Source organism: Hymenobacter aranciens (assembly GCF_030580865.1).
GTDB lineage: Bacteria > Bacteroidota > Bacteroidia > Cytophagales > Hymenobacteraceae > Hymenobacter > Hymenobacter aranciens.
The window spans coordinates 190,174-213,276 of the sequence record NZ_JAUQSY010000007.1 but is presented as its reverse complement, the minus strand read 5'-3'; the positions used below and the strand labels follow the sequence as shown (position 1 = coordinate 213,276).

19 protein-coding genes are annotated in these 23,103 nt (G+C 61.7%); 10 read left to right on the top strand and 9 right to left on the bottom strand.

All coding sequences use genetic code 11. The features are described from left to right. The first annotated feature begins 8 nt into the window (after positions 1 to 8). Positions 9 to 770 carry a hypothetical protein gene (locus Q5H93_RS12170; protein WP_305006804.1) on the top strand — a complete coding sequence of 254 codons (762 nt, stop codon included), beginning with the start codon at positions 9 to 11 and terminating at the stop codon, positions 768 to 770. 15 nt (positions 771 to 785) lie between these two features. Here the strand turns inward: Q5H93_RS12170 and Q5H93_RS12165 are convergent, their stop codons facing one another. Both Q5H93_RS12165 and Q5H93_RS12160 read right to left on the bottom strand, forming a co-directional pair. Next, entirely contained in the window at positions 786 to 1,064 is a 279-nt protein-coding gene (locus Q5H93_RS12165) for a hypothetical protein (protein ID WP_305006803.1), read from the bottom strand. A 26-nt stretch (positions 1,065 to 1,090) separates the two neighbouring features. After that, entirely contained in the window at positions 1,091 to 1,435 is a 345-nt protein-coding gene (locus tag Q5H93_RS12160) for a hypothetical protein (protein WP_305006802.1), read from the bottom strand. A gap of 123 nt (positions 1,436 to 1,558) precedes the next feature. Here Q5H93_RS12160 and Q5H93_RS12155 point away from each other — a divergent pair, with 123 nt between their 5' ends. Next, complete coding sequence (locus tag Q5H93_RS12155) at positions 1,559 to 2,299, top strand: hypothetical protein (RefSeq protein ID WP_305006801.1); 741 nt, start codon at positions 1,559 to 1,561, stop codon at positions 2,297 to 2,299. A gap of 742 nt (positions 2,300 to 3,041) precedes the next feature. Further along, complete coding sequence (locus tag Q5H93_RS12150) at positions 3,042 to 3,425, top strand: hypothetical protein (RefSeq protein ID WP_305006800.1); 384 nt, start codon at positions 3,042 to 3,044, stop codon at positions 3,423 to 3,425. Between the two features lie 157 nt (positions 3,426 to 3,582). Here Q5H93_RS12150 and Q5H93_RS12145 read toward each other — a convergent pair whose 3' ends face one another. Next, entirely contained in the window at positions 3,583 to 4,371 is a 789-nt protein-coding gene (locus tag Q5H93_RS12145; RefSeq protein ID WP_305006799.1) for an XRE family transcriptional regulator, read from the bottom strand. 136 nt (positions 4,372 to 4,507) lie between these two features. Here Q5H93_RS12145 and Q5H93_RS12140 point away from each other — a divergent pair, with 136 nt between their 5' ends. The 6 genes from Q5H93_RS12140 to Q5H93_RS12115 all read left to right on the top strand — a co-directional run bounded on the left by Q5H93_RS12140 (position 4,508) and on the right by Q5H93_RS12115 (position 14,170). Further along, positions 4,508 to 4,909, top strand: coding sequence for a YbjN domain-containing protein (locus Q5H93_RS12140; protein WP_305006798.1), 402 nt, complete (start codon positions 4,508 to 4,510; stop codon positions 4,907 to 4,909). Between the two features lie 28 nt (positions 4,910 to 4,937). Further along, positions 4,938 to 5,648: a PspA/IM30 family protein gene (locus Q5H93_RS12135; protein WP_305006797.1), complete on the top strand. Its 711-nt coding sequence runs from the start codon at positions 4,938 to 4,940 to the stop codon at positions 5,646 to 5,648. A 62-nt stretch (positions 5,649 to 5,710) separates the two neighbouring features. Next, a complete protein-coding gene (locus tag Q5H93_RS12130) occupies positions 5,711 to 6,334 on the top strand; it encodes a hypothetical protein (protein WP_305006796.1) in 624 nt (207 codons plus the stop codon). 176 nt (positions 6,335 to 6,510) lie between these two features. Then, complete coding sequence (locus Q5H93_RS12125; protein ID WP_305006795.1) at positions 6,511 to 6,636, top strand: hypothetical protein; 126 nt, start codon at positions 6,511 to 6,513, stop codon at positions 6,634 to 6,636. A 43-nt stretch (positions 6,637 to 6,679) separates the two neighbouring features. After that, entirely contained in the window at positions 6,680 to 8,845 is a 2,166-nt protein-coding gene (locus Q5H93_RS12120; RefSeq protein WP_305006794.1) for a flotillin family protein, read from the top strand. Between the two features lie 330 nt (positions 8,846 to 9,175). Further along, a complete protein-coding gene (locus tag Q5H93_RS12115; protein WP_305006793.1) occupies positions 9,176 to 14,170 on the top strand; it encodes a DNA repair ATPase in 4,995 nt (1,664 codons plus the stop codon). Here Q5H93_RS12115 and Q5H93_RS12110 read toward each other — a convergent pair. The 5 genes from Q5H93_RS12110 to Q5H93_RS12090 all read right to left on the bottom strand — a co-directional run bounded on the left by Q5H93_RS12110 (position 14,167) and on the right by Q5H93_RS12090 (position 20,854). Then, complete coding sequence (locus tag Q5H93_RS12110) at positions 14,167 to 14,679, bottom strand: hypothetical protein (RefSeq protein WP_305006791.1); 513 nt, start codon at positions 14,677 to 14,679, stop codon at positions 14,167 to 14,169. The two genes, Q5H93_RS12115 and Q5H93_RS12110, sit on opposite strands and share 4 nt — an antisense overlap. Positions 14,680 to 14,725: 46 nt before the next feature. Continuing rightward, positions 14,726 to 15,817, bottom strand: a complete 1,092-nt coding sequence (locus Q5H93_RS12105) for an AAA family ATPase (RefSeq protein WP_305006790.1) — start codon at positions 15,815 to 15,817, stop codon at positions 14,726 to 14,728. A gap of 201 nt (positions 15,818 to 16,018) precedes the next feature. Beyond that, positions 16,019 to 18,592 (bottom strand): T9SS type A sorting domain-containing protein, encoded by a 2,574-nt coding sequence (locus Q5H93_RS12100; RefSeq protein WP_305006789.1) that lies wholly within the window; start codon positions 18,590 to 18,592, stop codon positions 16,019 to 16,021. Positions 18,593 to 18,741: 149 nt separating this feature from the next. Further along, on the bottom strand, positions 18,742 to 19,431 hold the full coding sequence (locus Q5H93_RS12095; RefSeq protein WP_305006788.1) for a hypothetical protein: 690 nt from the start codon (positions 19,429 to 19,431) through the stop codon (positions 18,742 to 18,744). Positions 19,432 to 19,723: 292 nt separating this feature from the next. Further along, positions 19,724 to 20,854, bottom strand: coding sequence for a hypothetical protein (locus Q5H93_RS12090; RefSeq protein WP_305006787.1), 1,131 nt, complete (start codon positions 20,852 to 20,854; stop codon positions 19,724 to 19,726). A gap of 148 nt (positions 20,855 to 21,002) precedes the next feature. Here Q5H93_RS12090 and Q5H93_RS12085 point away from each other — a divergent pair, with 148 nt between their 5' ends. Then, positions 21,003 to 22,193 (top strand): hypothetical protein, encoded by a 1,191-nt coding sequence (locus Q5H93_RS12085; protein ID WP_305006786.1) that lies wholly within the window; start codon positions 21,003 to 21,005, stop codon positions 22,191 to 22,193. Positions 22,194 to 22,201: 8 nt separating this feature from the next. Here the strand turns inward: Q5H93_RS12085 and Q5H93_RS12080 are convergent, their stop codons facing one another. Continuing rightward, positions 22,202 to 23,038, bottom strand: coding sequence for an MbnP family protein (locus tag Q5H93_RS12080; protein ID WP_305006785.1), 837 nt, complete (start codon positions 23,036 to 23,038; stop codon positions 22,202 to 22,204). Between the last annotated feature and the right edge of the window lie 65 nt (positions 23,039 to 23,103).

Sequence of the window (23,103 nt, the reverse complement as noted above, 5' to 3'; positions counted from 1 at the left end):
CACTCCCCATGAAGCCTACTTATTGTGTGCTGCTGCTAGCCGCGCTGCCCGCCTGCCGCCCCGATGCCCCGGCCACCGAGCAGGCCGCCCCGCCCGTGGCCACTGCCACCGTTGCCCACCCCGCCGATACCCTGCACCTGCCCACCGGCGTAGTGCAGCTGCTGCCCAGCTCGGCGGAAGAATTTAATAAGCTGCCCGCCAGCAGCGTGCCCGATGTGGCCAACGACAGCCTGGAGGAAGTGAAATCCCTGGCCACGGCCCAGGGTCGGGTGCGCCGCACCGGGCGCGACCTGCTGCTCAAGGCTGATAATGGCCGGGAGGTGCGTCTGACCTCCACCCCGGCCGCCGAATTCACCATCCAGAACGGCGACGCCGTGCGCTACCAGTACCAGGGCAGCCTGCCCGGCGCCCATCAGTGGGTGGTGCGGGCCTGGTTCTGGGAATCAACCGGTACGCTGCTGGTAGACCAGCGCACTGGCCGCCGTCTGGAAGTGCTGGGGCAGCCCGCCATGTCGGCCGACGGACGCTTTCTGGTGCTGACCAGCCCCGGCCTGGGCGGCGGCGACCAGCCCAACACCGTGTCGCTGGTGCAGATAGATGACGACGGCCCACGCCTGCGCTGGCAGCGCGAGCTCACCGCCTGGCAGGCCGAGGAAGCCCGCTGGGCTCACCCCGGCATCACTATCCTGAAGATACGCCACACCAACGCCCAGGGCGAGCTGCCCAACGACGCGCCGGTGAGCTACGTGCAGCTGCCGATGCCGCGCTGAGCAGTGGTATTCTCGTCACGCTTCCCCGCCGCAATATTGCGCGTGGGTGCCATTGGCGCGCCGTTGGGCCTGCATGTCGTCCCAGTCTTCACGCAGGGCCTGGGCCAAGCCGTGCATACCATCGTTTACCTCCTGGTTGAGAGCTGGCCACTCGGCGGCGGGGCGCAAAGCCAGGTCGGGGTAGATAAGCGTGAAATCGGGAGTCACCTGATTTTCAGCCCGTACCCGTTCGACAACTCCCAGCCAGCGCGCCTGCGAGCAGCCGGCGTAGCCGTTGAAGTGAGGGCCAGCCAATTCTATAAAGGCCTCGTGGGCGCTATTCAGCTCAAAGGCCGGGGCAAACAGCTGGCCCCCCCGGTGGCGTCGAGCACGCGGTGCAACAGCCGGGCGCGGTACTGGGCCTGATAAAACCAATACAGGCCCGCGTCGTGTTGGCCCAGGTCGAAGAGGCGCACCGCCAGCACGAACAGCGTAGTGGCCGGTTGCAAGGCCAGCGCCGGGCGCCACGCCTCGGCCATTGGGCCGATGGTGGCGGGCGTGGCCAAGGCCAGCGCCTCACTCAACGGGCCGACGTTGATTTCGGGCCCTTCAGAATTATAGTACGGCGTGACGTAGAATGGGATGGGATGCGCTAAACCAGCGGGCAGCGAAACGGAAGACGACATATGCGAGGGGAATAAAGCCAGCGGCTGATTACGCAGGTGCCCGAAGTTCGGTCAATATTGCCAGTGGCTAACCTCTGTTTAGCGCCGGGCGTATGGCAAAGTATCCAACCCTTTTTCACGTCAATGAAACGTTCTCTGATACTACTTGCCGGGGCTTTGCTGGGCACCGTCGGCTCGGCACAGGCGCAGATGTCGCCTGACCTGATAATGGAAAACTACAACAACAACATCCAGGTAATTACCAGCGGGATTATCAACAAGAGCATGCTGGACAACGCCATGGAGCGCAATGGTAACGGCGGAACCAGCGCCCGGAGTAAAACCAGGGCCACGCGCCCGGCGGTCAGCACGGCCTATAAGTCTACCCCGGCCCTGCGTCAGCAAACGGTGCAGAGCTATGCCAACCGCCTCAAAACCAGCAACCCGTCCGGTGCGCAGGCCGTGACCGCGGCCTTTGGTCCCGGCAAGTACGACTACGGGCATGTGTACCGCGGCATCCTCGACGGCACCGGCCTGCGCGACAACGATGCCGCCGACGCGCTGGCCGCCTACATGCTCATGGGCTATGCCATTGTGCATAACATTCAGGATGGTAAGGCCATCACGGTGCCCATGGCGCGGGGCGTACGGGCGCAGGTAGCCCCGCTGCTGGCCGCCAACTCCCAGGCCCGCGGCCGTGCTGCGCAGTTGGGCGAGGAAATGAAGCTGCAAACCGTCATCGTGCAGGGCGGCTGGCAATCAGCCATCAAAGAAGGTAAGCTAACGGCCTACCAGCAGAGCATCGGTCAACTCTTCAAGACGCAGTATGGCCTGGATTTGAGTCAGCTAAAGCTTACCAGTCAGGGTTTTGTAGCCGGCAAGTAAAATAAAGATTACACGAAATAATTTAGAGACATTGCTTTAATGCTCAGCAAATTGCCGCTACCGGCAGCAGGCGTGGCTTCACAATAAATGCTTTCTTGAGGGCAATTTCACCCCGCCGAAACGTACCGGCGCGTCAGCTGCGCCGGTACGCAGCAGGTAGTGCTGACTGATGGGGCACACTGTGCGCTTTGCCCATGCACCTTTGGATTTACGTAGAGAACAAGCGCCAGCTGACACGGCAAACGCGTTGGTTTTTAGCAGAAATGAGTACATGCACCTGATGGAACAGCTACCTGCGTCGGCTACCAGAAGGGCGCAGGATTAGCAGAGCCGTGGTGCAGCCACTGGCGCACCCAGGCCAGAAACGTCAGCGCCGGCAGCTCGGCGGCCAGCTCGCGGTGCAGCAACGGCAGGTGGCTATCAGTAGCAGCAAAAGCCGATTAGCGGGGCAGCTCCACCTGCACATAAGTTTTCGCAGGCGTTTCCGACTCCTGGCTGGCGGCCTCGTAGTCCTGCTTCAGCAGCACGGTGCGTAGCCCGGTCCAGAACTGCCAGATGCCTGAAGGAAGCGTATGCCGCTGGTTACTACCACTGCTGATTCGCTGTACGTGGACAAGTTGGTTAAGGCCGTATGCGGGCGCACCACATGCCCCATGCAGCCACCGCCCCACCCTTCGCGCCCGCAAGCCGCCGCCACCCGAACCTGCTCAGGCTCCTGTCGACGGGGCCGTTTCGATTTCTTTTGAATATTATTACACCCGCTAAGCTGGAGGGCCGCTGGTTTTGTCAGACCGACTCCCTTGCCAGCTACCAGACGGATGGGACGCTGGCGGGCTTCAGTACGATTGGCTACTTGCACTATACCCGCATCAGCCCCGGTATCTGGACCGACTCCCTGCGGGCTGGGAACGAAGTGTATGCTTACACCCGCCAGGGCGACACGCTGATTGTCTCGCCCGGCTTCGTCAACTACCACAACGTTCCGTTCACCCAATCTTCCGGACCCGAAAAACACGTCATCGTGGAGCTTACCGCTCACCGGCTGCATCTGCGCACGTCGGCCGACGTTCAATCGCCCGGTGGTAGCCGGTATCACGAAGTTTTTAACCGCTATTACAGCCGTTAAGACCTGGTGTAAGGCGCTGAAGCCGAAGGCAGCAACCGGCGCTGATGATACCGCATGGGCTTCAAGCGGCGCCGACCTTTCTGAGCTCGTGGCTGGGCCGCACCAATGCGCCGTTTGTAGCATGAGGTAGAGGCGCAATACCCGGCTGGCGCGCTGGCTACTCCTCCATACTCAGCCGTTCCAGCAGGCGTTCCACCTTACGCTCCAGCTCGGCCACGCGCTCATCGAGCAGCGCCGGTGGGCGCATATGCGTTGTAAACACGCCCTTCACTTCCCATATTTCCAGCGCCTGCGCCAGCTCCAAATCCTGCGTGCCGAAGTCGGGATTGTCGGCCTGCAGGCGCAAGCTGCCGTCGGGCAGCCGCTCGGCTAGGCGGCGGATGAGAATTTTTCCCTGCGTCACGAACACGTACACGCGCCCTTTCTGCAATTGCGGCTGCGCTTTGTTCATGCGGCAGCACAGCACGATATCCTGGTGGCGCAGGCCCTGCCGGTGCAGCAGCATATCCGCCCCTGATACTTCGAAAGCCCGCGTCGGGCCCGTCAGGTTGTGCGGCAACTGCAGCCAAGGCAGCGCATCGATAAAAGCCGGGTTATGATGTTGCACAATATATTCCAGGGCGCGGTTGCGATAGACCAGTGGAGTTACATGCTGCTTTTTATCAGCTTCGGCCAAGGCTTCCGTAGGCAGCTGCTCGGCTTCCTTGGGCTGAAAAATATCGAAGTTGTAGAGCTCATTCACGGTAAGCTCTTTTGTAAGTAGCAAGTCGACTGAAAGGCCAAAATGATGAGCAATTTTCGTTAGCGTCTCCATTTTTGGTTCCGAACGCCCCTCTTCGTAAGCCCCCACGCTAGGCCGCGCCAAGCCAAACAATTCGGCAAATGCTGCCTGGCTCAGCTTTTTAACTGTACGTATTTTCCGGATATTCTTGCCAACGTAGGACATTTATCAAAAAATTATTTTCGCTCAAAGCATGAGCAATCACAAAACCCTGCTTAATATTGTGTCGTAAAACTAGCATACCCGGCGCAAAGCCGCCCGCTACACCGCTACTTTTTTGAGCAACCACTAACAATTGCCAATGCCAAACCACTACTTTACGACTATCCGCGGCTACCTGCTGGAATTGGGCTTCGACATCTGCCACGCCGACGAGGCGCAGGGTTTGTTCGTAGTCGATAAGCCGGAGCTGGCCATCCGCAACCTCGTCATCGGCTGCGGCGACCCGCTGCTGATTCTGGAACAGTACCTGCTCGACCTGCCCAAGCCTTCGCTGGAAGTGTACCAGCGCCTGCTGCAAAAGAACCGCGACATCATCCACGGCGCCTTCGCCCTCGATGAAACCGGCCTGCGGCTCATCTTCCGCGACACGCTGCAAATCGACACGCTCGATGTGAGTGAGCTGGAAGCCTGCATTAATTCGTTGGGGCTGCTGCTCAGCGAGTTTTCAGACGAATTAATTCGATTTTCGAAAGGAGAATAGATACTTTCACCATCAAACCCCACCAGCCATGAATATCCTCAATCGTCTCTTCAAAATCGGCCAGTCGGAAGCCCACGCGGCCGTCAACCAGCTCGAAGACCCCATCAAGATGACCGAGCAGGGCCTGCGCGACCTGCGCCAGGACCTCGACAAAAGCCTCCACGGCCTGGCCGAGGTGAAGGCCATGGTCATCCGCGCCCGCAACGAGAGTGAAGCGGCCCGCACCAAAGCCGCCGACTACGAAAACAAAGCCGTGCTGCTGTTGCAGCGCGCCCACCGCGGCGAATTGGATGCGGCCGAGGCCGACCGGCTAGCCGGCGAAGCCTTGGTAAAAAAGGCGGAAAACGAAGCCCACGCCACCCGCGCGGCGGCCGACCAAACGAAATTCGAGCAATCGGCCGCCCAGATGGACCAGAATGTGCAGACGCTCAAAAGCACCATCAGCCAGTGGGAAAACGAGCTCAAAACGCTGAAGGCCCGCGTGACGGTGAGCACCGCCACCATCAACATCAACAAGCAGCTGGCACAGCTCGACTCATCGGGCACAGTGGCTTTGCTGGAGCGCATGAAGGAGAAGGTAGCGGTGCAGGAAGCCCTGGCCGAATCCTACGGCCAGATTGCGCAGGAAAGCAAGAGCGTCGATGCCGAAATCGACAAGGCCCTCGGCAGCACCGGCACCACCAAAGCGGCCGCCGACCTGCAGGCCTTAAAATCCAAACTCGGGCTTGCCGGACAATAACCACCGGCGGGCCGCCCCTGAAATTCCTTCCCTCGCCTTACCTTTCAGCCGCCGCCATGCCTATGCTTGAACTTTACCACGCGGCCGTCGCCCCGGCCAACCTACTGCCCACCGGGCTGCTGCTCTTCGTGTTGCTCTACTGGCTCACGGTCATCGTGGGGCTGCTAGATATGAAAACGGTGGACCTCGACGTAGACATGGACGCTGACGGGCATCACTTCGACCACCACCACGAAGCCTCCTGGCTGAACGGCGCGCTGGCCTTTTTCAACCTCGGCCGCATCCCGCTGATGATATTTCTCAGCTTCGTCTTTTTGCCGCTGTGGGTGGGCAGCATCCTGCTCAATTACTACATTGGCAACACTTCGCTGCTGCTGGGACTGCTGTTTTTCGTGCCGCTGTTTATTGGCAGCCTGTTCGTTGCCAAGTTTCTGACCCTGCCCTTCGTCCACTTGTTCGCCGCGATGGAAAAGGAGCACGACGGCGGCGCCCAGGCCATCGGCAAGGTGTGCACGGTGCTGCTGCCGGCCTCGGCCGAGCACCTCGGCCAAGCTTCCGTTCGCATCAACGGGGCACCGCTGATGCTGAACGTGCGCAGCACCGGCGCGGCGCTGGCGAAGGGCGATGAGGCGCTAGTGATTGACTTTGATGAGCAGCGGCGCTGCTATTTGATTGAGCCAGTTTAGCCCCCAAATTCAACCATTTATGCCTGCTGACCCCAAGTCCTTCTGGCATTCGCCCGGTGCCATACTAGAGGCGATATTGGAATTAGTAGCGATGCTGGCAGAGGTTTTTTAAACGCTGCAAGCCCATCATTGAATTATGCTGATTAGCGCTGCCCATTCTCTTACTATCCGGCCCAATGCTTTCACTGCTTAAATACCTCGGAAGCCTGCTGACGGACACCCTTATCGAAGGTGCCGTCGAAGCCGCACTTGACGGACTTTTAAGCTTTATTTCCAAAGCAGTTGAGCATCTTTTTGACTAACAAACTTCAACTTTCGACTCATTTTCAACAACCTCTACTTCTCATGGTAGCCTCTCTTTCCTGGGCCGTGCTCGTCATTCTCGGTCTGTTTTTCCTTGGCTTTTTGGCGGTTATCGCTAGGATGTACAAGAAAGCCGTGCAGGGCGAGGCCCTGTTGCGCACCGGCATGGGTGACGCCAAGGTGTCGTTTTCCGGCATCATCGTCGTGCCTATCCTCCACACGCTGGAGGTGATGGATATTAAGCTGAAAACCATCGTCATTTCCCGCGCCGGAGCCGAAGGTCTGGTGTGTAAGGACAACCTGCGGGCTGATGTGAAGGTGAACTTCTTCATCCGCGTCAATAAAACGCACGACGACGTGGTGAACGTGGCCCAGAGCATCGGTGCACACCGCGCTTCCGATTCGGTGGCGCTGGAAAGTCTGTTCGATGCCAAGTTTTCGGAAGCCCTGAAAACAGTAGGCAAGCACTTCGATTTCATTGAGCTGTACAATTCACGCGAGCAGTTCAAGCAGGAAATTCTGCGCATCATCGGCACCGATTTGAACGGCTACGTGCTCGACGACTGTGCTATCGACTATCTGGAGCAGACGCCGCTGCACTCGCTCAACCAGGACAATATTCTCGACGCCGAGGGCATCAAGAAAATCATCGCTCTGACCTCGGAGCAGAAAATCCAGGCCAACCAGATTCAGCGCGACCAGCAGAAAACCATCAAGAAGCAGGACGTGGAGGCGCAAGAAACCATCATGCAGCTGGAGAAGCAGCTGGCCGAAAACTCCGAGAAGCAGCTCCGCGAAATTGCCAACATCAAGGACCGCGAGGCGGCCGAAACTGAGAAAGTACGCCAGGAAGAGCGGCTGAAAGGCGAAAAAGCCCGCATCGCCGCCGACGAAGAAATCCAGATTGCCGAGCAGAACCGCGACCGTCAAATCCTGGTGGCCGAGCGCAACAAGCAACGCACCGATGCCGTCGAAACCGAGCGCGTGGAGCAGGCCCGGTCCTTGGAAATCAACGAGCGGGAGCGCATCGTGGCCCTGGCCCAGATTGAGAAGGAAAAGGCGCTGGAAGAAGAGCGCAAGAACATCCAAAGCATCATCCGCGAGCGGATTACGGTGGAAAAAGCCACCGTCGTGGAAGAAGAACGCATCAAGGACACCCGCGCCCAGGCCCAGGCCGACCGTGAGAAGCTGGTGGCCCTGACCGCCGCCAAGCAGGCCGCCGAGGCCGCTACCGTGGGCCTGGTAGGCGAGGCCGACATGGCCAAGCAGGCCGCCGAGTTCCGCGCCAAGCAGTCACTAATTGACGCCGAGGCCGAGAAGGCCACCGCCGAGTTCAAGGCTCAGGCCATCCGCACGTTGGCTGAAGCTGAGGCCAGCAAAGCTACCGCCGTGGGCCTGGCCGAAGCCCAAGTGATGCAGGCCAAAGCCAGCGCCCGCCAGAAGGAGGGCGAATCGGAAGCCAACGTGATGCAGCTCACCGCCACCGCCGAGGCCCAGGCCATCCAGACCCGCGCCGTGGCCCAGGCCGACGCCAACGAGAAGCTGGGCCTGGTGGCCGCTAAAATCAACCGCGAGCAAGGCCTCGCCGACGCCGACATCATCCAGGCCAAAGCCGATGCCGAGCAGAAAAAGGGCTTCGCCGAAGCGGCCGTGAACGAGCAGAAATTCGCCGTCGAAGCCAAGGGCATCGAGGCCAAGGCTGACGCTATGAAAAAGCTCGACGGCGTGGGCAAAGACCACGAGGAATTCAAGCTGCGCCTCGACAAGGACAAAGCAGTGGAGCTGGCTCAAATCAACATCCAGAAGGACATTGCGGCCGCGCAGTCGGGCGTGATTTCGGAGGCCCTGAAGTCGGCTAAAATCGACATCGTGGGCGGCGAAACGATGTTCTTCGACCAGATTATCGGCTCCATCACCAAGGGCAAAATGATTGACCGGGCTGTGCACAACTCCGAAGTGCTGGGTACGGTGAAGGACGCCTTCTTCGGGGCCGACGGCGGGGATTTTAAGGAAAACCTGCGGCGGTTCGTGGATAAGTTCGGGCTGAGCTCGGACGACGTGAAAAACCTAAGCATCTCGGCGCTGCTGCTGCAGATGATGAACAAGGCGGGGGATGATGCGACGCGGAATACGATTACGCAGCTGGCTAGTACGGCTAAGGCGCTGGGGATTGGGGATAAGATGGTGAAGACCTTAAACCTGGGCTAGAACGAACTCCCCTCCTCAGATGAGGAGGGGATGTGAGCGCTGAAGAGGCGCGAACGGGGGTGGTTGAAGTCGTTGAACGATACCCGAACGTCAACCTCACCCCCTGCCCCCCGAAGAATGCTTGATGCGCATTCCCAAAAAAGAGGGGGCACCAGACATGCTCCTAGCGAGTTCGGCAATAGAATCGTCCTCACCCCCTGACCCCCTGGGGGTGAGGGGGTGAGGTTCCCCCGAAAGCCCTGCCGACAACTAACCACCCCAGCCAAGCCTGCGGCTTGGCGTCCCCTCCTTGAAAAGGAGGGGAGTTTTCCGCCCTCCCTCCTCCCCTGCATGGAACCAACTACCGCGCCCGACCTCAAGCTCGAAGGCGGCACCTACGACATCCTTCGCACGCGCCTGCAAAAAAGCGCCGACGACCTCCGCGCCCGCCTGGCCACGCTCAATACCGAGCGCAAGGCCGTGTTCGGGGCCATCGACACGCGGCTTATCGGTACGGGGCGCATCACCACCGAGCATAATTGCGTGCCCTGGGACATGGTGCCGGTGGGGAATAAATTCCTGTTTGGCTACAATGTGGTGCTGGGGCTGAAAACGGACGTGGAGCTGTCCGACGTGTTCGGGGTGTATGATTATGCCGACCACGAGTTTCGGCCGCTGGGGCTGGAATTGATTAACAATGCGCAGTTTGCCGAGGAGTTCCGCAACCTCTACCGCTACTACAAGAACACGCAGTTCGTCAAGTTTGCCGTGCGCGAGAACAGCCTGTTTATGGTGTTCCGGGTGGGCAAGAGCGTGAACGACATCAAGACCTTTAAGTGGCTGCTGAAGGATGATACGCTGACGTACATCGACAACCGCTCGGACCACGAGTACACCTACCCGCCGCAGCACGAGTTCAACTGGCAGCGCACTACGCGCGACATGCAGCGGCCCGGCAAGCACCCGCACATCAGCATCGAGGATAAGGTGTTCGTGGAAACCATCGGCGGCGACCTCACCATCAAAATTGAGGACAACACCGCTACCGGGCGCGGCATCCTGGCCGAGCCGGTGGCCGATAAGGACCAGACGCTGGACGACTCGGAAATCTACTACGCCGTGGTGGGCAACCTGGTGCTGCTCAAAATCCGGCCCTACCAGGAGCCGGACTACCGGTATTTTATCTACAATTCGAAGCTGCAAACCGCCCAGCGTCTCGACGCGCTGGCCGACGCCTGCGTGCTGCTGCCCGACGGGCAGGGACTGATTTTTGCCCACGGCTTCTACCTGCAAACCGGCGAGGGCAAGCTGTTTGAGAAAGGGCCGCGGGATATGCTGTTTGAGAAGCGCATTGCCGCGCCGAATGGGGAGGATTTTCTGTACGTATTCTTCAATAAGGAGCAGGGCGCGTATTTGCTGCTGTCGTACAATCTGATTGCGCAGCGGGTGGATAACCCCATCAGCTGCCACGGCTACGCGCTGTTTGAGAACGGCGAACTGTGCTACTTCCGCGCCGACGAGGAGCCCAAGAAGCACCACGCCGTGCAAATCTGGCAGACGCCCTACGTGGGGCCGGATTTTGAGCTGCCGGTGACCTCGGACTCCTACCTCTACAAGCTGGGCAACCGCGAAATCGTGCGGGCCATGGCCGAGGCCCAGGAAGTGCTGACCCTGCTGGGCAAGGACGACAGCTACGCCGGCCTCTACCTCGACCTCATCCGCCTCACCACCACCCTCACCGACACTTACCACTGGCTGCGCGAGCCGGCGGCCCAGGCCTTGGCCGAGCCCCTGCGCGACATCCAGCAAACCGCCAAGGCGGCCGTGGATGAGTTCGACAAGGTGCTGAGCATCCGCCGCGAAACCGCCGCTGAAACCCAGCGCGTGCTGGCCCTGGCCGACGAGCTGACGGGCCGCATCAAGCGCAGCGCCCCGGCTGATGTGAACGAGTACGTGGGTTTGCTGGCGGAATTGCGCAGCGTGCGCGGGGCGGTGATTTCGCTAAAAGAATTGCGCTACGCCGACCTGCCCACGGTGGAAAAAGCCGCCGCCGACCTGGAGCAGCTCAGCAAGGACGTGGCCGCCCAGACCGTGGAGTTCCTGCTGCGGCCCGACGCGCTGACGCCCTACGCCACGCGGGTGCAGGCCATTGCCGACGGGGTGGAGAAAATCCAGAAAACCACCGAGGCCAACGAGCGCGAAAAGGAAGCCGCCGCCGTGTCGGGCGAGTTGGAATTGCTGATTGAGGTGGTGAGCAACCTGCCGATGGACGACCCCACCCAGACCACGCGCATCATCGACAGCATCTCCACGATTTACGCGGGCTTCAACCAGATTCGGGCGGCGCTGAAGCGGCGGCGGCAGGCCCTGGCCGGCACCGAGGCCCAGGCCGAATTCACGGCTCAGCTCAAGCTGCTCGACCAGGCCCTGGTAAACTACCTTGACCTGAGCGACACGCCCGCCAAGTGCGACGAGTACAGCTCGAAGCTGCTGGTGCAGCTGGAAGAGCTGGAGGGCAAGTTTCCGGATTTTGACGAGTTCCTGGCCCAGCTGACCGACAAGCGCGAGGCGGTGTACGAGGCCTTTGAGACGCGCAAGGCGGCCCTGGTGGCGGCCCGCAACCAACGTGCCTCGGCTTTGCTGCAATCCACCGAGCGCATTCTGAAAGCCGTGCAGGCCCGGCTGGCCCGCTTCGAGACGGTGGCCGACATCAACGGCTACTTCGCCTCGGATATGATGGTGGAGAAGGTGCGCCAGACCGTGCAGGAGCTGCTGAACCTGGGCGACCCGGTGAAGGCCGACGACATCCAGAGCCGCCTCAAAACGGTGAAAGAGGACGCTCTGCGCCAGCTGCGCGACCGCGCCGAGCTCTTCACCGACGGTGGGCAGGCGCTGAAGTTCGGCCCCTACGCCTTCACCGTGAACACCCAGCCGCTCGACCTGACCGTGGTGCTGCGCGACGGCGAGCTGCACTACCACCTCACCGGCACCAACTTTTTCCAGCCCATCACCGAGCCCGCCATCCTGGCCGCCCGGGCGGTGTGGGACCAGACGGTGGTGTCGGAAAACGCCGACGTGTACCGCGCCGAGTACCTGGCCTGGCTGATTTTGCAGGCCGCCCAGCACCCCGCGCCCGCCCGCGACGGCGCCCCCGCCACGCTTTCCCTGAATGAGCTGGCCCACCTCACCGTGGCCGAGCTCACGGCTTACGTGCAGCAGTTCATGGTCCCGCGCTACGCCGAGGGCTACCTCAAGGGTGTGCACGACCACGATGCGGCCCGCCTGCTCGAAGCGCTGGTGCGCCTCACCCGCACCGCCGATTTGCTGCGCTACCCGGCCGCCGCCCGCGCCGCCGCCGCGCTCTACTGGCAACGCTTCGCCGGACGCAAGCGCAAGGCGGCCTGGCAGCACCAGCTGCACGGCATCGGCGTGCTGCTGCAGGTGTTTCCCGATTCGCGGGAATTCGAGGCGCTGAAACTGGAGCTACAAACGGCGGTGGAGGAATTCGCCAGCGGCACCGGCTTGTTTACTTTGGCCGAGGTGGATGAGGCGGGTGACTACCTATTCGCCGAGCTCACGCGGGGCGAGACGTTCGTCATCGCGCCCGAGGCGGCCGAGCTATATCAGGCGTTTCAGCAGTCGCTGAAGGAGCGCAACGCAACGGAGCTGTACGAGGGCTCGGTGGCGGCGCTGGCGGAGCAGCCGGCGCAGCAGTTTCAGCTGGTGCGGCAGTGGGTGGGGGCTTTCGAAAAGTCTAGCACCGGTCACCCCACCCCCGGCCCCTCCCCTTCGGGAGAGGGGAGCCTGACGAATGCAACTGCCAGCATCAGCGTCGCCTCGGCTCCCCCTCTCCCGAAGGGGAGGGGGCTGGGGGGTGGGGTGAACGAGGTAGCAGTCCTGTTATTAACCAACTCCTTTGACCCCGCCCGCATCGTGCGCACGCCGCTGCACGAAACCATCACCGAACTGCAAGGCACGCACCCGCGCATCCACGACCGCAGCTACGCGCTCGACTTCCCCCAGTTCCGCCACCGCCTGCATCATTACCTACGCGTGGTAGTGCCGCAGTTCGAAGCCTTCGGCGAGTTGAAAAAGCAGCTACTGGCTAACTTCACCCAAGAGCTGCGGCTGGAGGAATTCCGCCCCCGCGTGCTGTCGTCGTTCGTGCGGAATAAGCTGATTGATGAGGTGTACCTGCCGCTCATCGGGGCCAACCTGGCCAAGCAAATCGGCACGGCGGGCGAGAACAAGCGCACCGACCTCATGGGTTTGCTGCTGCTCATCTCGCCGCCGGGCTACGGCAAGACGACCCTCATGGAGTACGTGGCCAACCGCCTGGGCTTGATTTTCATGAAAATCAACGGCCCCGCCATCGGCCACGCCGTGACCAGCGTGGACCCCGCTCAGGCCCCCAACTCCGGCGCCCGCGAGGAGCTGCTGAAGCTCAATCTAGCCTTCGAGATGGGCGACAACGTCATGATTTACCTCGACGACATCCAGCACTGCAACCCGGAGTTTTTGCAGAAGTTCATCTCGCTTTGCGATGCCCAGCGCAAAATCGAGGGTGTGTACCAGGGCCGGGCCCGCACTTACGACTTTAGGGGGCGCAAGGTGGCCGTGGTGATGGCCGGCAACCCCTACACCGAGAGCGGCGAGCAGTTCCGCATCCCCGACATGCTGGCCAACCGTGCTGACATCTACAACCTCGGTGATATCATCGGCGACTCGGCCCCGGCCTTCGCCCTGAGCTACCTCGAAAACGCCCTCGTCTCGAACCCCGTGCTGGCGCGCCTGGCCGCCAAAAGCCCCGCCGACCTGCACCCGCTGCTGCGCCTGGCCGCCACCGACGACAGCACCGGCCTCTCGTTCGAGGCCAGCCACTCGCCGGCCGAAATCCAGGAGTACGTGGCCGTGCTGCGCCACTTGCTGACCTTGCGCGACGTGGTGGCCCGCGTCAACCAGGCCTACATTGCCTCGGCCGCGCAGGCCGCCGAGTACCGCACCGAGCCGCCCTTCAAGCTGCAGGGCTCCTACCGCAACATGGCCAAGCTGGCCGAAAAAGTGCGCCCGGTAATGAACGACGCCGAAATCCGCACCCTGCTCGAAACCCACTACCTCAGCGAGGCCCAGACCCTAACCACCGGCACCGAGGCCAACCTGCTCAAGCTGCGCGAGCTGCTCGGCTGGCTCAACGCGGAAGAGGCAGCCCGCTGGGCCGACATCAAAGCCACCTTCGCCCGCAACCTGCGCCAGAGCAGCGGCGGCCAGCTGCAAAGCGTATTGGCCCAGCTGGAGAACATTGCTGGGGGGCTCGGCGGCATCCGGCAGGTGCTGGAGAAAGATTAGGCCGAAGTAACCATCCAGCCTGCGTTTTTCGGCAGGTGGTCCAGCTCGGCCAATTCGGAGCCGATGCCTAGCGGCTTGAGCTTTGCGCGCAACTTCTTGGCAATGTCTTGCCGTTGCACCACACGATTGTGTACTGCCTTCTTGTTCGTCTGCTCGTGAGGCGAATCTGGCAACGGGTCTTGTTGCAGAAACAACACCAGCTTCCACTGCGGCGGTCGGAGCGCGGCGGCGCGCAGGTCAGCCGGAATCAATTCGTGCTTGCCGCAGGCGGCCAGGTACAAGCCGGCGCAGGTATGCACGGCTTTTTGCACTACTTCCAGCACCAGGGTGCCGGCTTTCAGCTCCGCGTCCAGTTCGGCCTGATATTCCCGAAAGTCTTTTACCTCCAGCAACCACACCTGCGTAAAATGCGGCGGCTGGCCCGCTATGAAGTCAACGCCCTTCGTGCCATCAATGACTTCCATTCGGGTTTTATAAAACCCGGGCTTCGTCCGGTCGTCGTACTTCAACAAGTACCACGTTTCGGGAACCTCAAACGTGAGCCAGCCCTCGGTTTCAGTTGGCATCGTTGTGGTCGAGGGCTTGTTGGAAATCGACCGTTTGCGCTAGTTCCGCATCAAGGGCGGCGATGTGCTCCAGGGTTTCGAAGTCGTCGGTGGTTTCTACCTGGGTGGCCCCGTCCGGGCCTTCGTAGAGACCGAAGTAGCGGATGGGCGTGGGCTCGCGCTGGGCCAGGATGTGGAATTCCTTTAGCAGGAATAGGCTGTGGGTGGCGAGGATGATTTGGTAACCCTGACCAGCCAGTTTTAGCAATACCGCTGCCAGTTTGCGCAGTAGAGCAGGATTCAGGTTTGCCTCTGGTTCATCCCAAAACAATGTTGCTTTAGAAGTAAGACTACCGTTTGCGAGTAGTTTTTGTAAAGTGCCGAATTTGCGTAATCCTTCAGCTACCATCGTCATTTCCATACGAGGTTGCTTAGGATACACTAAGTAATAACGTCCTCCTTCTTCCTGCACCTCACCTTTTAGGTCATTGGCAAGTTCTTTTATAGCTGTTGCAGCAGCTGGTTCTGGCTGCTGCAAAGACAGTCCACTAAGCTGAGTTAATAAGTCCAAATAACTCTTGTCTATCGGAAGCACAAGTTGTTTAGATGCGGGCAATATCCATCCTAATGTCAATATTTCTTTTGCAGGAATGTATACCGGTTGCCCAATCTCATTGAGGAGGGTGGTAGCAGCCTCGGTGGACAATGGCACTGAAGGCACATTTATAATGAAAGGATTTTCCATTGCAGTTCCATCTGAACTACAAGTGAAGTCACCTGGTCTTATCGTCTCATTGTAGAGCGTAAAGGCGAGCTTGGCATCATCTACCTTGTTGCTTCTGCGAATTAACTCATCTAAATTATTAGGTGCTGGCCGGAAAACATCTAGTAGGATAGTTCCTAAAAACGTATCCGTAAAATACCGCTCTGCTAAAGCCTCATTCAGTTGGCTGTTCAACCCCTTCAACACCGCATACCCCAACTTCAGCACATGGCTCTTCCCCGTCCCATTCGTCCCCACAATCACATTCAGCCCCTTGCTGAACTCAAAATCAGCCTCGGCGAAAACGGTAAAATTGCGGATGTTGAGGTGCTTTAACATACCGCGAAACTACGCCGAATAACCCAAAAAAGCCCCGCCGACATCCATCAGCGGGGCCTTTTCACGTCTTAGCTATACTCCTTACAAATACCCCAGTTCCCGCCGCTTGCCCGCCAGCTCGTTCGCATCCGGGTATTAGGCCTCCAGCAGCGTCAGCATCTTGGAGAACATCCGAGTCACCTGGGACACGAGAGCAACAAATTACTCCACCACCAGACGCTGGCTGTAGTGGCCGCTACGCACTAGGTATACACCGGCGGGCAGGCCATGCAGGTCGAGCACGGCGTTGGGGGTGGCGGGGGCAGGATAATGGCGCACAGTGCGACCTAGTTCATCGGTCAGCTGCAGGGGCTGCGGGGCTGCGCCAGTGGGCAGACGCACGGTGACCGTGGCGTGGGCGGGGTTAGGGAATACGGCCAGCGGCGCAGCAGCAGCGGGCGCCTGGGCAGTCAGGGCCGTAGCGCCGTAGATACCGAAGCTAATCATCTCCTTGCTGTCATCGCCAACGGCGCTGAAGCGCCCACCTACATACACCTGACCGGCCGGGCCGGTGGCGACACTATATACTTCGCCGTTGATGCCAGTACCTAGGCTTCTCCAGGTAGTGCCATCCCAGCGAGCCACGTTTTTAGTCGCTAGGCTCTCAATCCGATGGAAACCACCTGCCGCGTAGAGGTCGCCGTTGGCAGCTATGGTCATGTTGTATACATATGCCGTAAAATTAGTCGCCAGAGTGCTCCACGTGGTGCCGTTCCACTTGTAGATGGTGCTGAGCGGCGGGCCTAGGCCCAGGCTGGAATAACTACTGATGTACATATCACCGTTGGCGACCAGGGCTAAGGCTTTAATATTCGCGTTCCTGGCTGGAGTATTGATAGTGCTCCACGCTACGCCATCCCAGCGGGCTACATTACTACCCTGAATGAAGCCACCAGCATACACATCCCCATTAGGCGCTACGGCCAAGGCTACGGCTGTATCAGAGGTCCCTGGGCCCACGCTGCTCCAGGTGCTGCCATCCCACTTCGCAATGCCGTTGATGGGGGTGGTGCCGGTGCTGTTGAATCTGCCGCTAGCGTACACCTGCCCATTGGGAGTAACGGCCAATACCAAAACATGCTGGTTCAGGCCAGCCCCGAGTGGGTGCCAAGTGGTGCCATCCCAGCGGGCAACGTTGCTGACGGCGCTGCCACCGGCCTGGGTGAAGGTGCCGCCCGCGTACACATCGCCGTTGGGAGCGATGGCCAAGGCTGCTACCACCCCATTCAGCCCCGTGCCCAGGCTGCTCCAGGCGGTGCCGTTCCAGCGCGCAATGTTGCTGACCGGGGTGTTGCCAGCCTGCGTGAAATAGCCACCCGCGTATACGTCGCCGTTGGGAGCCACCACGACGGTCCACGCCAGGCCCCCCTGCCCATATAAGCCTAACGGCGAAACGCTGCCCAGGCTGTTCCAGTTGCTGTCAGTGATGCTCCACCGGACTATGCGATTGTTCGGCATTCTGCCAAACATGATGAAATTTCCGGCCACGTACAGATTGGCACTGGCATCCAGCGCAAGCGCTAACACCCCACCCTCCGCCCCCCTTGCGGCAGTACCCAGGCCACTCCAGGTGGCGCCATTCCATTTGGCTACCCGATGGCCCTGATTCTCTACCCCACTAGGCCCCAACTCGGGAAAATAGATGCCCGCATACACGTCCCCATTAGCAGCGATGGCCAAGACCTGAACCTCACTGTCAACAATACCCAAACCGGTACCCAGCGCACTCCAAGCCGTACTATTCCATTTGGCTACGCCCATCGCAACCGGGGTGCTGCCGGCCAGGGCAAAGTCGCCTCCCACATACAGGTCGCCATTGGGGGCCACGGCCACGGTAGTCACCCTATAACCATCAACCCCGGTGCCCAGGCTGCTCCAGGCCGTGCCGTTCCACTGGGCGATGTGATTGGCGGGCAAGCCCCCGGCGTGGTCGAAGGTCCCCCCCGCATACACGTCGCCGGTGGAGGCAACGGCCAGGGCATTCACGCCAGTGCCATAAATGTTACCGCCACTTAGGCCGGTGCCCAGGGGGCTCCAGGTGCTGCCGTTCCAACGAGCAATGCCGGAGGCGGTGGCGGTGCCGGCCTGGGTGAAGTCGCCGCCGGCATACAGGTCGCCATTGGGGGCCAAGGCCAGGGCGCGCACTTGTCCCCCACTTAGGCCGGTGCCTAGGGCACTCCAGGTGCTGCCGTTCCAACGGGCGATGTTGCTGACCGGCGTGCTGTCCGCGGCGCTGAAATTACCCGCCGCGTATAGGTCGCCGTTGGGGGCCAGGGCCAGAGCCCGGACGCCAAAGTTGCTGGCGCCCCTGCCGTTCAGGCCGGTGCCCAAGCTGCTCCAGGCCGAGCCATCCCATTTGGCCACCGCTGGAGCAGATAAATTACCGGCCTTGCGAAAGTAGCCCCCGACATACACGGTGGAGCCGGCTACTGCTACGGCACAGATTACACCGTCGGTGCCATTGTCCCGGCTACCGCCGCCCTGCCAGTGTTCGTCGCCCGCGCCAGCCGGGCCGGCGGGCCGAAACGCGGGCCGTCCATCGGGGGTAGTGCAGAGGGCCAGCTGCCCGGCATCAAACGAGCCCGTGGTGCCAGGGCGCAGGGTGCCGTCGGGATTAAGCACATTGGCCAGGGGGCTACCAGCCGCATGCTGAGAAACAACGAGAGGACCGGGGCCAGCCATTGCTGGCGTAGCCAACAGTAGCAGCAGAAGTAAATAAAGTATAATCTGTTTCATAGCTATTGAAAATTAGCAGTACGCCAAACCGACGGTCACCCGGCCAGTTCGCCACACAAGGTAATAATTTGTCTACAACTATCGGCGAAGAGCGGTTGACTGCTAAAAAAATACCCCGCCGGACTCATTCCAGCGGGGCCTTTTGGCGCTTAGCTGTACTCCTTCAAATACCCCAGCTCCCGCCGCTTGCCCGCCAGCTCCTTTTCGTCCGGGTACTGGGCCTCCAGCAGCGTCAGCATTTTGGAGAGCACCAGGGTCACCTCGTCTTCGAGGGCGTCTTTGGTGCCCACGAGGCTGCCCACGGTGGCGTCGTTGTCTTTCGAGTCTTTGTCGCCTTTCACGTAGGCTTGTTCGATGGGGCCCCAGTACTCGGTGCCAAATTCGCCGTCTTCGAGGCTGTAATCCTTGAGAGCTTTGAGCATGGCGGTGAGAGCTTTGGCGCGCTCGGTGTGTTTCTTGGGCAGCTCGAAGCCGTCGTTGCGGGTGATGATGCCGAACTCGGGATATTTTGCTTTGTCGTGGCCTTTCTTGAATTTAGTGAGCAGGATGGCCTTGAGGTACGGCAGGCCTTCCCGGATTTTGTCATCGGCCTCTTCCAGGGTGAGGGTGATGCCGCCGCGCTTGGCCGCCACCGCCGTTTTGTCGATGACGGATTGGTAGTAGTTCTTGGCCTTGGTTTCGAAGGCCGCCTGGGTTATCCAGATAAGCACCAGCTGGGGGTTCTTTTTCCAGGCGGTAGCCAGGCGCAGGCACAGGGCTGCCTTTTCGTCCTGGTCGCGGGGGATGAAGGGGGTGTAGGCGGGCGCGGTGGCCGGGCCGGGGTTGGGAGTAGGCTCCATACTTAAGCAGTTGAATAAAGGTGAGCCGCAAAACTATTTATTTTTCGCAACTTTCCAAACTCAACCTGCCGGCTGTCAGAAAAATACCCGGGCTGCCGCCCAACTACCCGGAAAACTCCCCACCCCGGGCGGAATTGGAATTCCGAAGCCCGGGGACTCCCCACCTCGGGCGGAATCCCAATCCCAAAGCAGGTGGACTCCCCACCTTGGGCGGGATTGGAATTCCGAAGCAGGTGGACTCCCCACCTCACGCGGAATTCCAATTCCGCCCGAGGTGGGAGTCCCCGGGCCGCTAGAAATCTAAATCGTCGGGCTCGCCGAGCAGGCGGCGGCCCCGGCGGATGCGCTCGGCGCAGTGCGCAAAGACGGAGCCGCGGGGTTGGTAGCGATGGCTGTCGGTAGGCGGCTCGTGGCTGATGCCAAGCTGCTGGCGCTGGCAGTAGTCGGCATAGGCACCGGGCAGGGCGGCGCGCACCTGGGCGAGGTAGTGGCGGTGGCCGGCGGCAATGATGGCCTCGCGCCAGTCGGCGTGGGCATCGATAGGCACCGGCCCGGAGGGGCCGGCATTGCGGAGGCGCTCCAGGGCCAGGGCAAGGTGGTAGCTGCCTTCGGAGGCGTCGAAGGCGCGGAGCTGGAGCTTGGCCTCGAACTGCCGCTGGCGGGCGGCGGGCTCAAATTGGCGGAGCCAGTCGCGCATCAGCTCGTCGTGGGCCGGGCCGAAGGTGGGCGCCTGGGGCAGGGCGTCGTCCTCGTCGTGGGGGGTAGCGGGCGGCTGCTGGCGGTGGTAGTCGGCTATCACGGCATCGAGGTAGCGCTGCTCGCGCTCGCCGCGCGGGTTGGGCAGCCGGCGCAGGTAGCCGGTGCCCCGGCGCAGGTCCCAGAAATGGGTGAAGGGCTTGATGACCTCGTGGGCATCCTCGTCGTCGTCGGAGTAGAGGTTCGGGTGTTGACGCCGCATCCAGAACAGGTTGCAGAAGTTGCCCTCGTTCAGCTCGTCCGACTCGGTGCACTGGCCGATGAACGCGCTCAGCAGGTCCACCTCCTCGGGGCTGATGGGCGGCAGCACGGGGCACTCCTCAATGTAGTTGTGCCAGTCGTCGAAGTCGGCCGTAAGCCGGGCTTCGGGCACCTCCACGAGCTCGGCGCGCCACTGGCATTCGAGGTCAAAGAGCTTTTGATATTGAATCAACCAGAGATACTTGCGGGCTTGCCGGGAGTGCTGGTGCAGCAGGGCTTCGAGGTTTTGCTCGTATAGCGCGCCGTGGCGGTGGAGGTCGGCCAGCAGGCGGGCGTACTCTTGCAGCACCAGGTCGTGCAGCGTGGGCTCGTAGCCCGCCAGCTGCGCCCGCAGCTGTGGGTCGGCCAGAATTTCTTCTTTGGAGCGGGGGCCGGGGGTGGCGGCTTCTTCGGGCGCATCGGCCATGCGAGTGGGGCTGGCGGGGGTGGTGCAGCGCCGCCAGCGGGCGCAAGGTACACGACGGGCCCGGCTTTTTCAAGCCCCCTGCCGCCCGCCCGGCGGCGCGAAAACCTTCTACCTTAGTACCCCTCCCCGGCCCTTGTCAGCTACCAGCATGCGTCTTCTTTCTCTTCTCACCGCCGGCCTGCTGCTGGCCGGCTGCACGCAGCAGCCCACCCAGCGCCAGGCCCCCACCATTCCGGCCCAGCCTCTCCCCGCCCCCGCGCCGGTGGCCGCCGTGGCACGCCCCGCGCTGGCCCTGGCCGATACCGTGCCGCCCTACACCGCCCTGGAGCCCTACGCCTGGCGGGGCGAGCAGCAGGTGCCCGTGTCGCCGCTGGTGCGCATCGACGGCCTAAGCTACCGGGTAGAGGCCAGCGCCGCCCCCGACAGCACCCGGCCCCTGCGCTACACCTACCCGCCCGAAGCCGGCGAGGTGAACCTGGGCGACCCCGCCCCCGGCCTCGACGACCGCACCGTGCAGGGCGTGGAGGTGACCTACACCTTCCGCCTGCTGCGGGCCGACGGGCAGCCGCAGTTCACGCGGCGGATACTGAAGTCGAGTTTGAAAAAGGAGATGACCGAAGACCTGGCCGCCTGCGCCGTGGCCCGGCAGCCGGCCTTCCTGGGCTACCTGCCGCAGTTTGGGGCCCTGGCCTTCGAACTCGACCTGACCCCGCCCGACAGCGACGCGGGCGGCCAGCTGCTGCTGCTGCTCGACGCCCGCACCGGCCAGCTGCGCCAGCAGCGCCTGAGTAGCTGGACGGGCGGCTGCAACTCGCCGGTGGCCTTGTCGGAAGACGGCCGCACGCTGCTCACCAGCTTCCACATCATCCGGGCCGATGGCCGCGTCACGCCCTTCGAAAAGCCCGGGCTGCAAGTGGGCGGCACCCTGCTGGTGAACAACCAGCACGTGCTGGTGAGCTACCTGCCCGACTACGACCCGCAGGGCAATGCCACTGCCGGGGCCAGCGCCCGCCTGCTCGACCTCACGGGCCGCCAGCTGGCGTCTTTTCCCCTCGAAAATGTGATTGGCGAGCTCGGCACCCGCATGCAGGCCGCCTATCTCGGCCAAACCCGCACCTACTACCTGTTCGATGAGGAGCACCAGCAAATCGGCCTGCTCCCGCACGACCAGCCCCGCGCCCTGCGCCTGCTGAAGCTGGCGCAGCTGGCCACGTTTCAGCCCCCGCAACGAGCTACCGAAGTACGTTTTAGTGTCAACACCGAAAGCGGGGCACAGGGCGCCTTCTACGTCGATACCCTGAGCCAGGCGCTGCGCTACCGGCTTCAAAAACCGGACTAAGAGTTTCCTCAGTTCTGCACTTCCGTCACCGCAAACATCGAGTTCGTACCCACCACGCCGCGCTCGGGGCTACCGCCGTAGTTGGTGGCGATGGTGCTGGCGTCGCGCCCGCCCGAGGCCGACCAGTACGGGCCAAACTCGACCGGGAAGTCGGTGTCGGGGGTGCCGCCGGTGAAGAGGCGCAGCAGGTCGGCGCGCATTTTCAGCGCCGACCGGCCGCCGGCCGCCAGCCGGATGGTGGCTCCACCGGGCAGCGGCGGGGCCACTTCGCGCAGGTTGTTGGGGTTGGCAAAGTCGCCGATGTGGTACGACAGCAGGTGCGCCACGGGGTCGCCGGAGGCGGGCGAGTGGCCTTCCATCTGCAGGAAGATGTAGCCCTGGCGCCAGTCCCAGAACATGTGGTTGCTTTGGGCAAGGGCGCCGGTTTGGGCGCCGGCCGTGTTGCGCGCCTCATCCACCCCAATCAGAAACGAGACGCCGGTATAGTCGCCCGCCGGAATGCTGTCGAGCACGATGTGCTTGCCGGTGTCGGTCCAGGGGTCGGTGGGGCGCAGCTCGCGCACCAGGAAGTAGCTCTCGGGCACGGCGTACTGGCTGCCATCGGCCCGGGTGAGCTTGAAATTAGAAAGGTAGTAGCGAAAGGTTGACACCGTGAACGGCTCGCCGGCCGGGCTAGTGTAGGTGCGGGTGTCGAGCACCAGCGGGTCGGGGCCCACCACGTTTTCCACGTCGATGTGGAGGCTGCCCACGGGGGCGGGCGGCGGCGTGGGGTCGGCCTTTTTATCGGCGCAGCCGCCGAGCAGGGCGGCACCCATCAGGGCAAGCAGGCAGGCGTAGTGGCGCATACGTTTTCAAGAACAGCAATACCCGCGGCGGGCCAGCGAAGATAACCCCGAACCGCCGGAGCAGC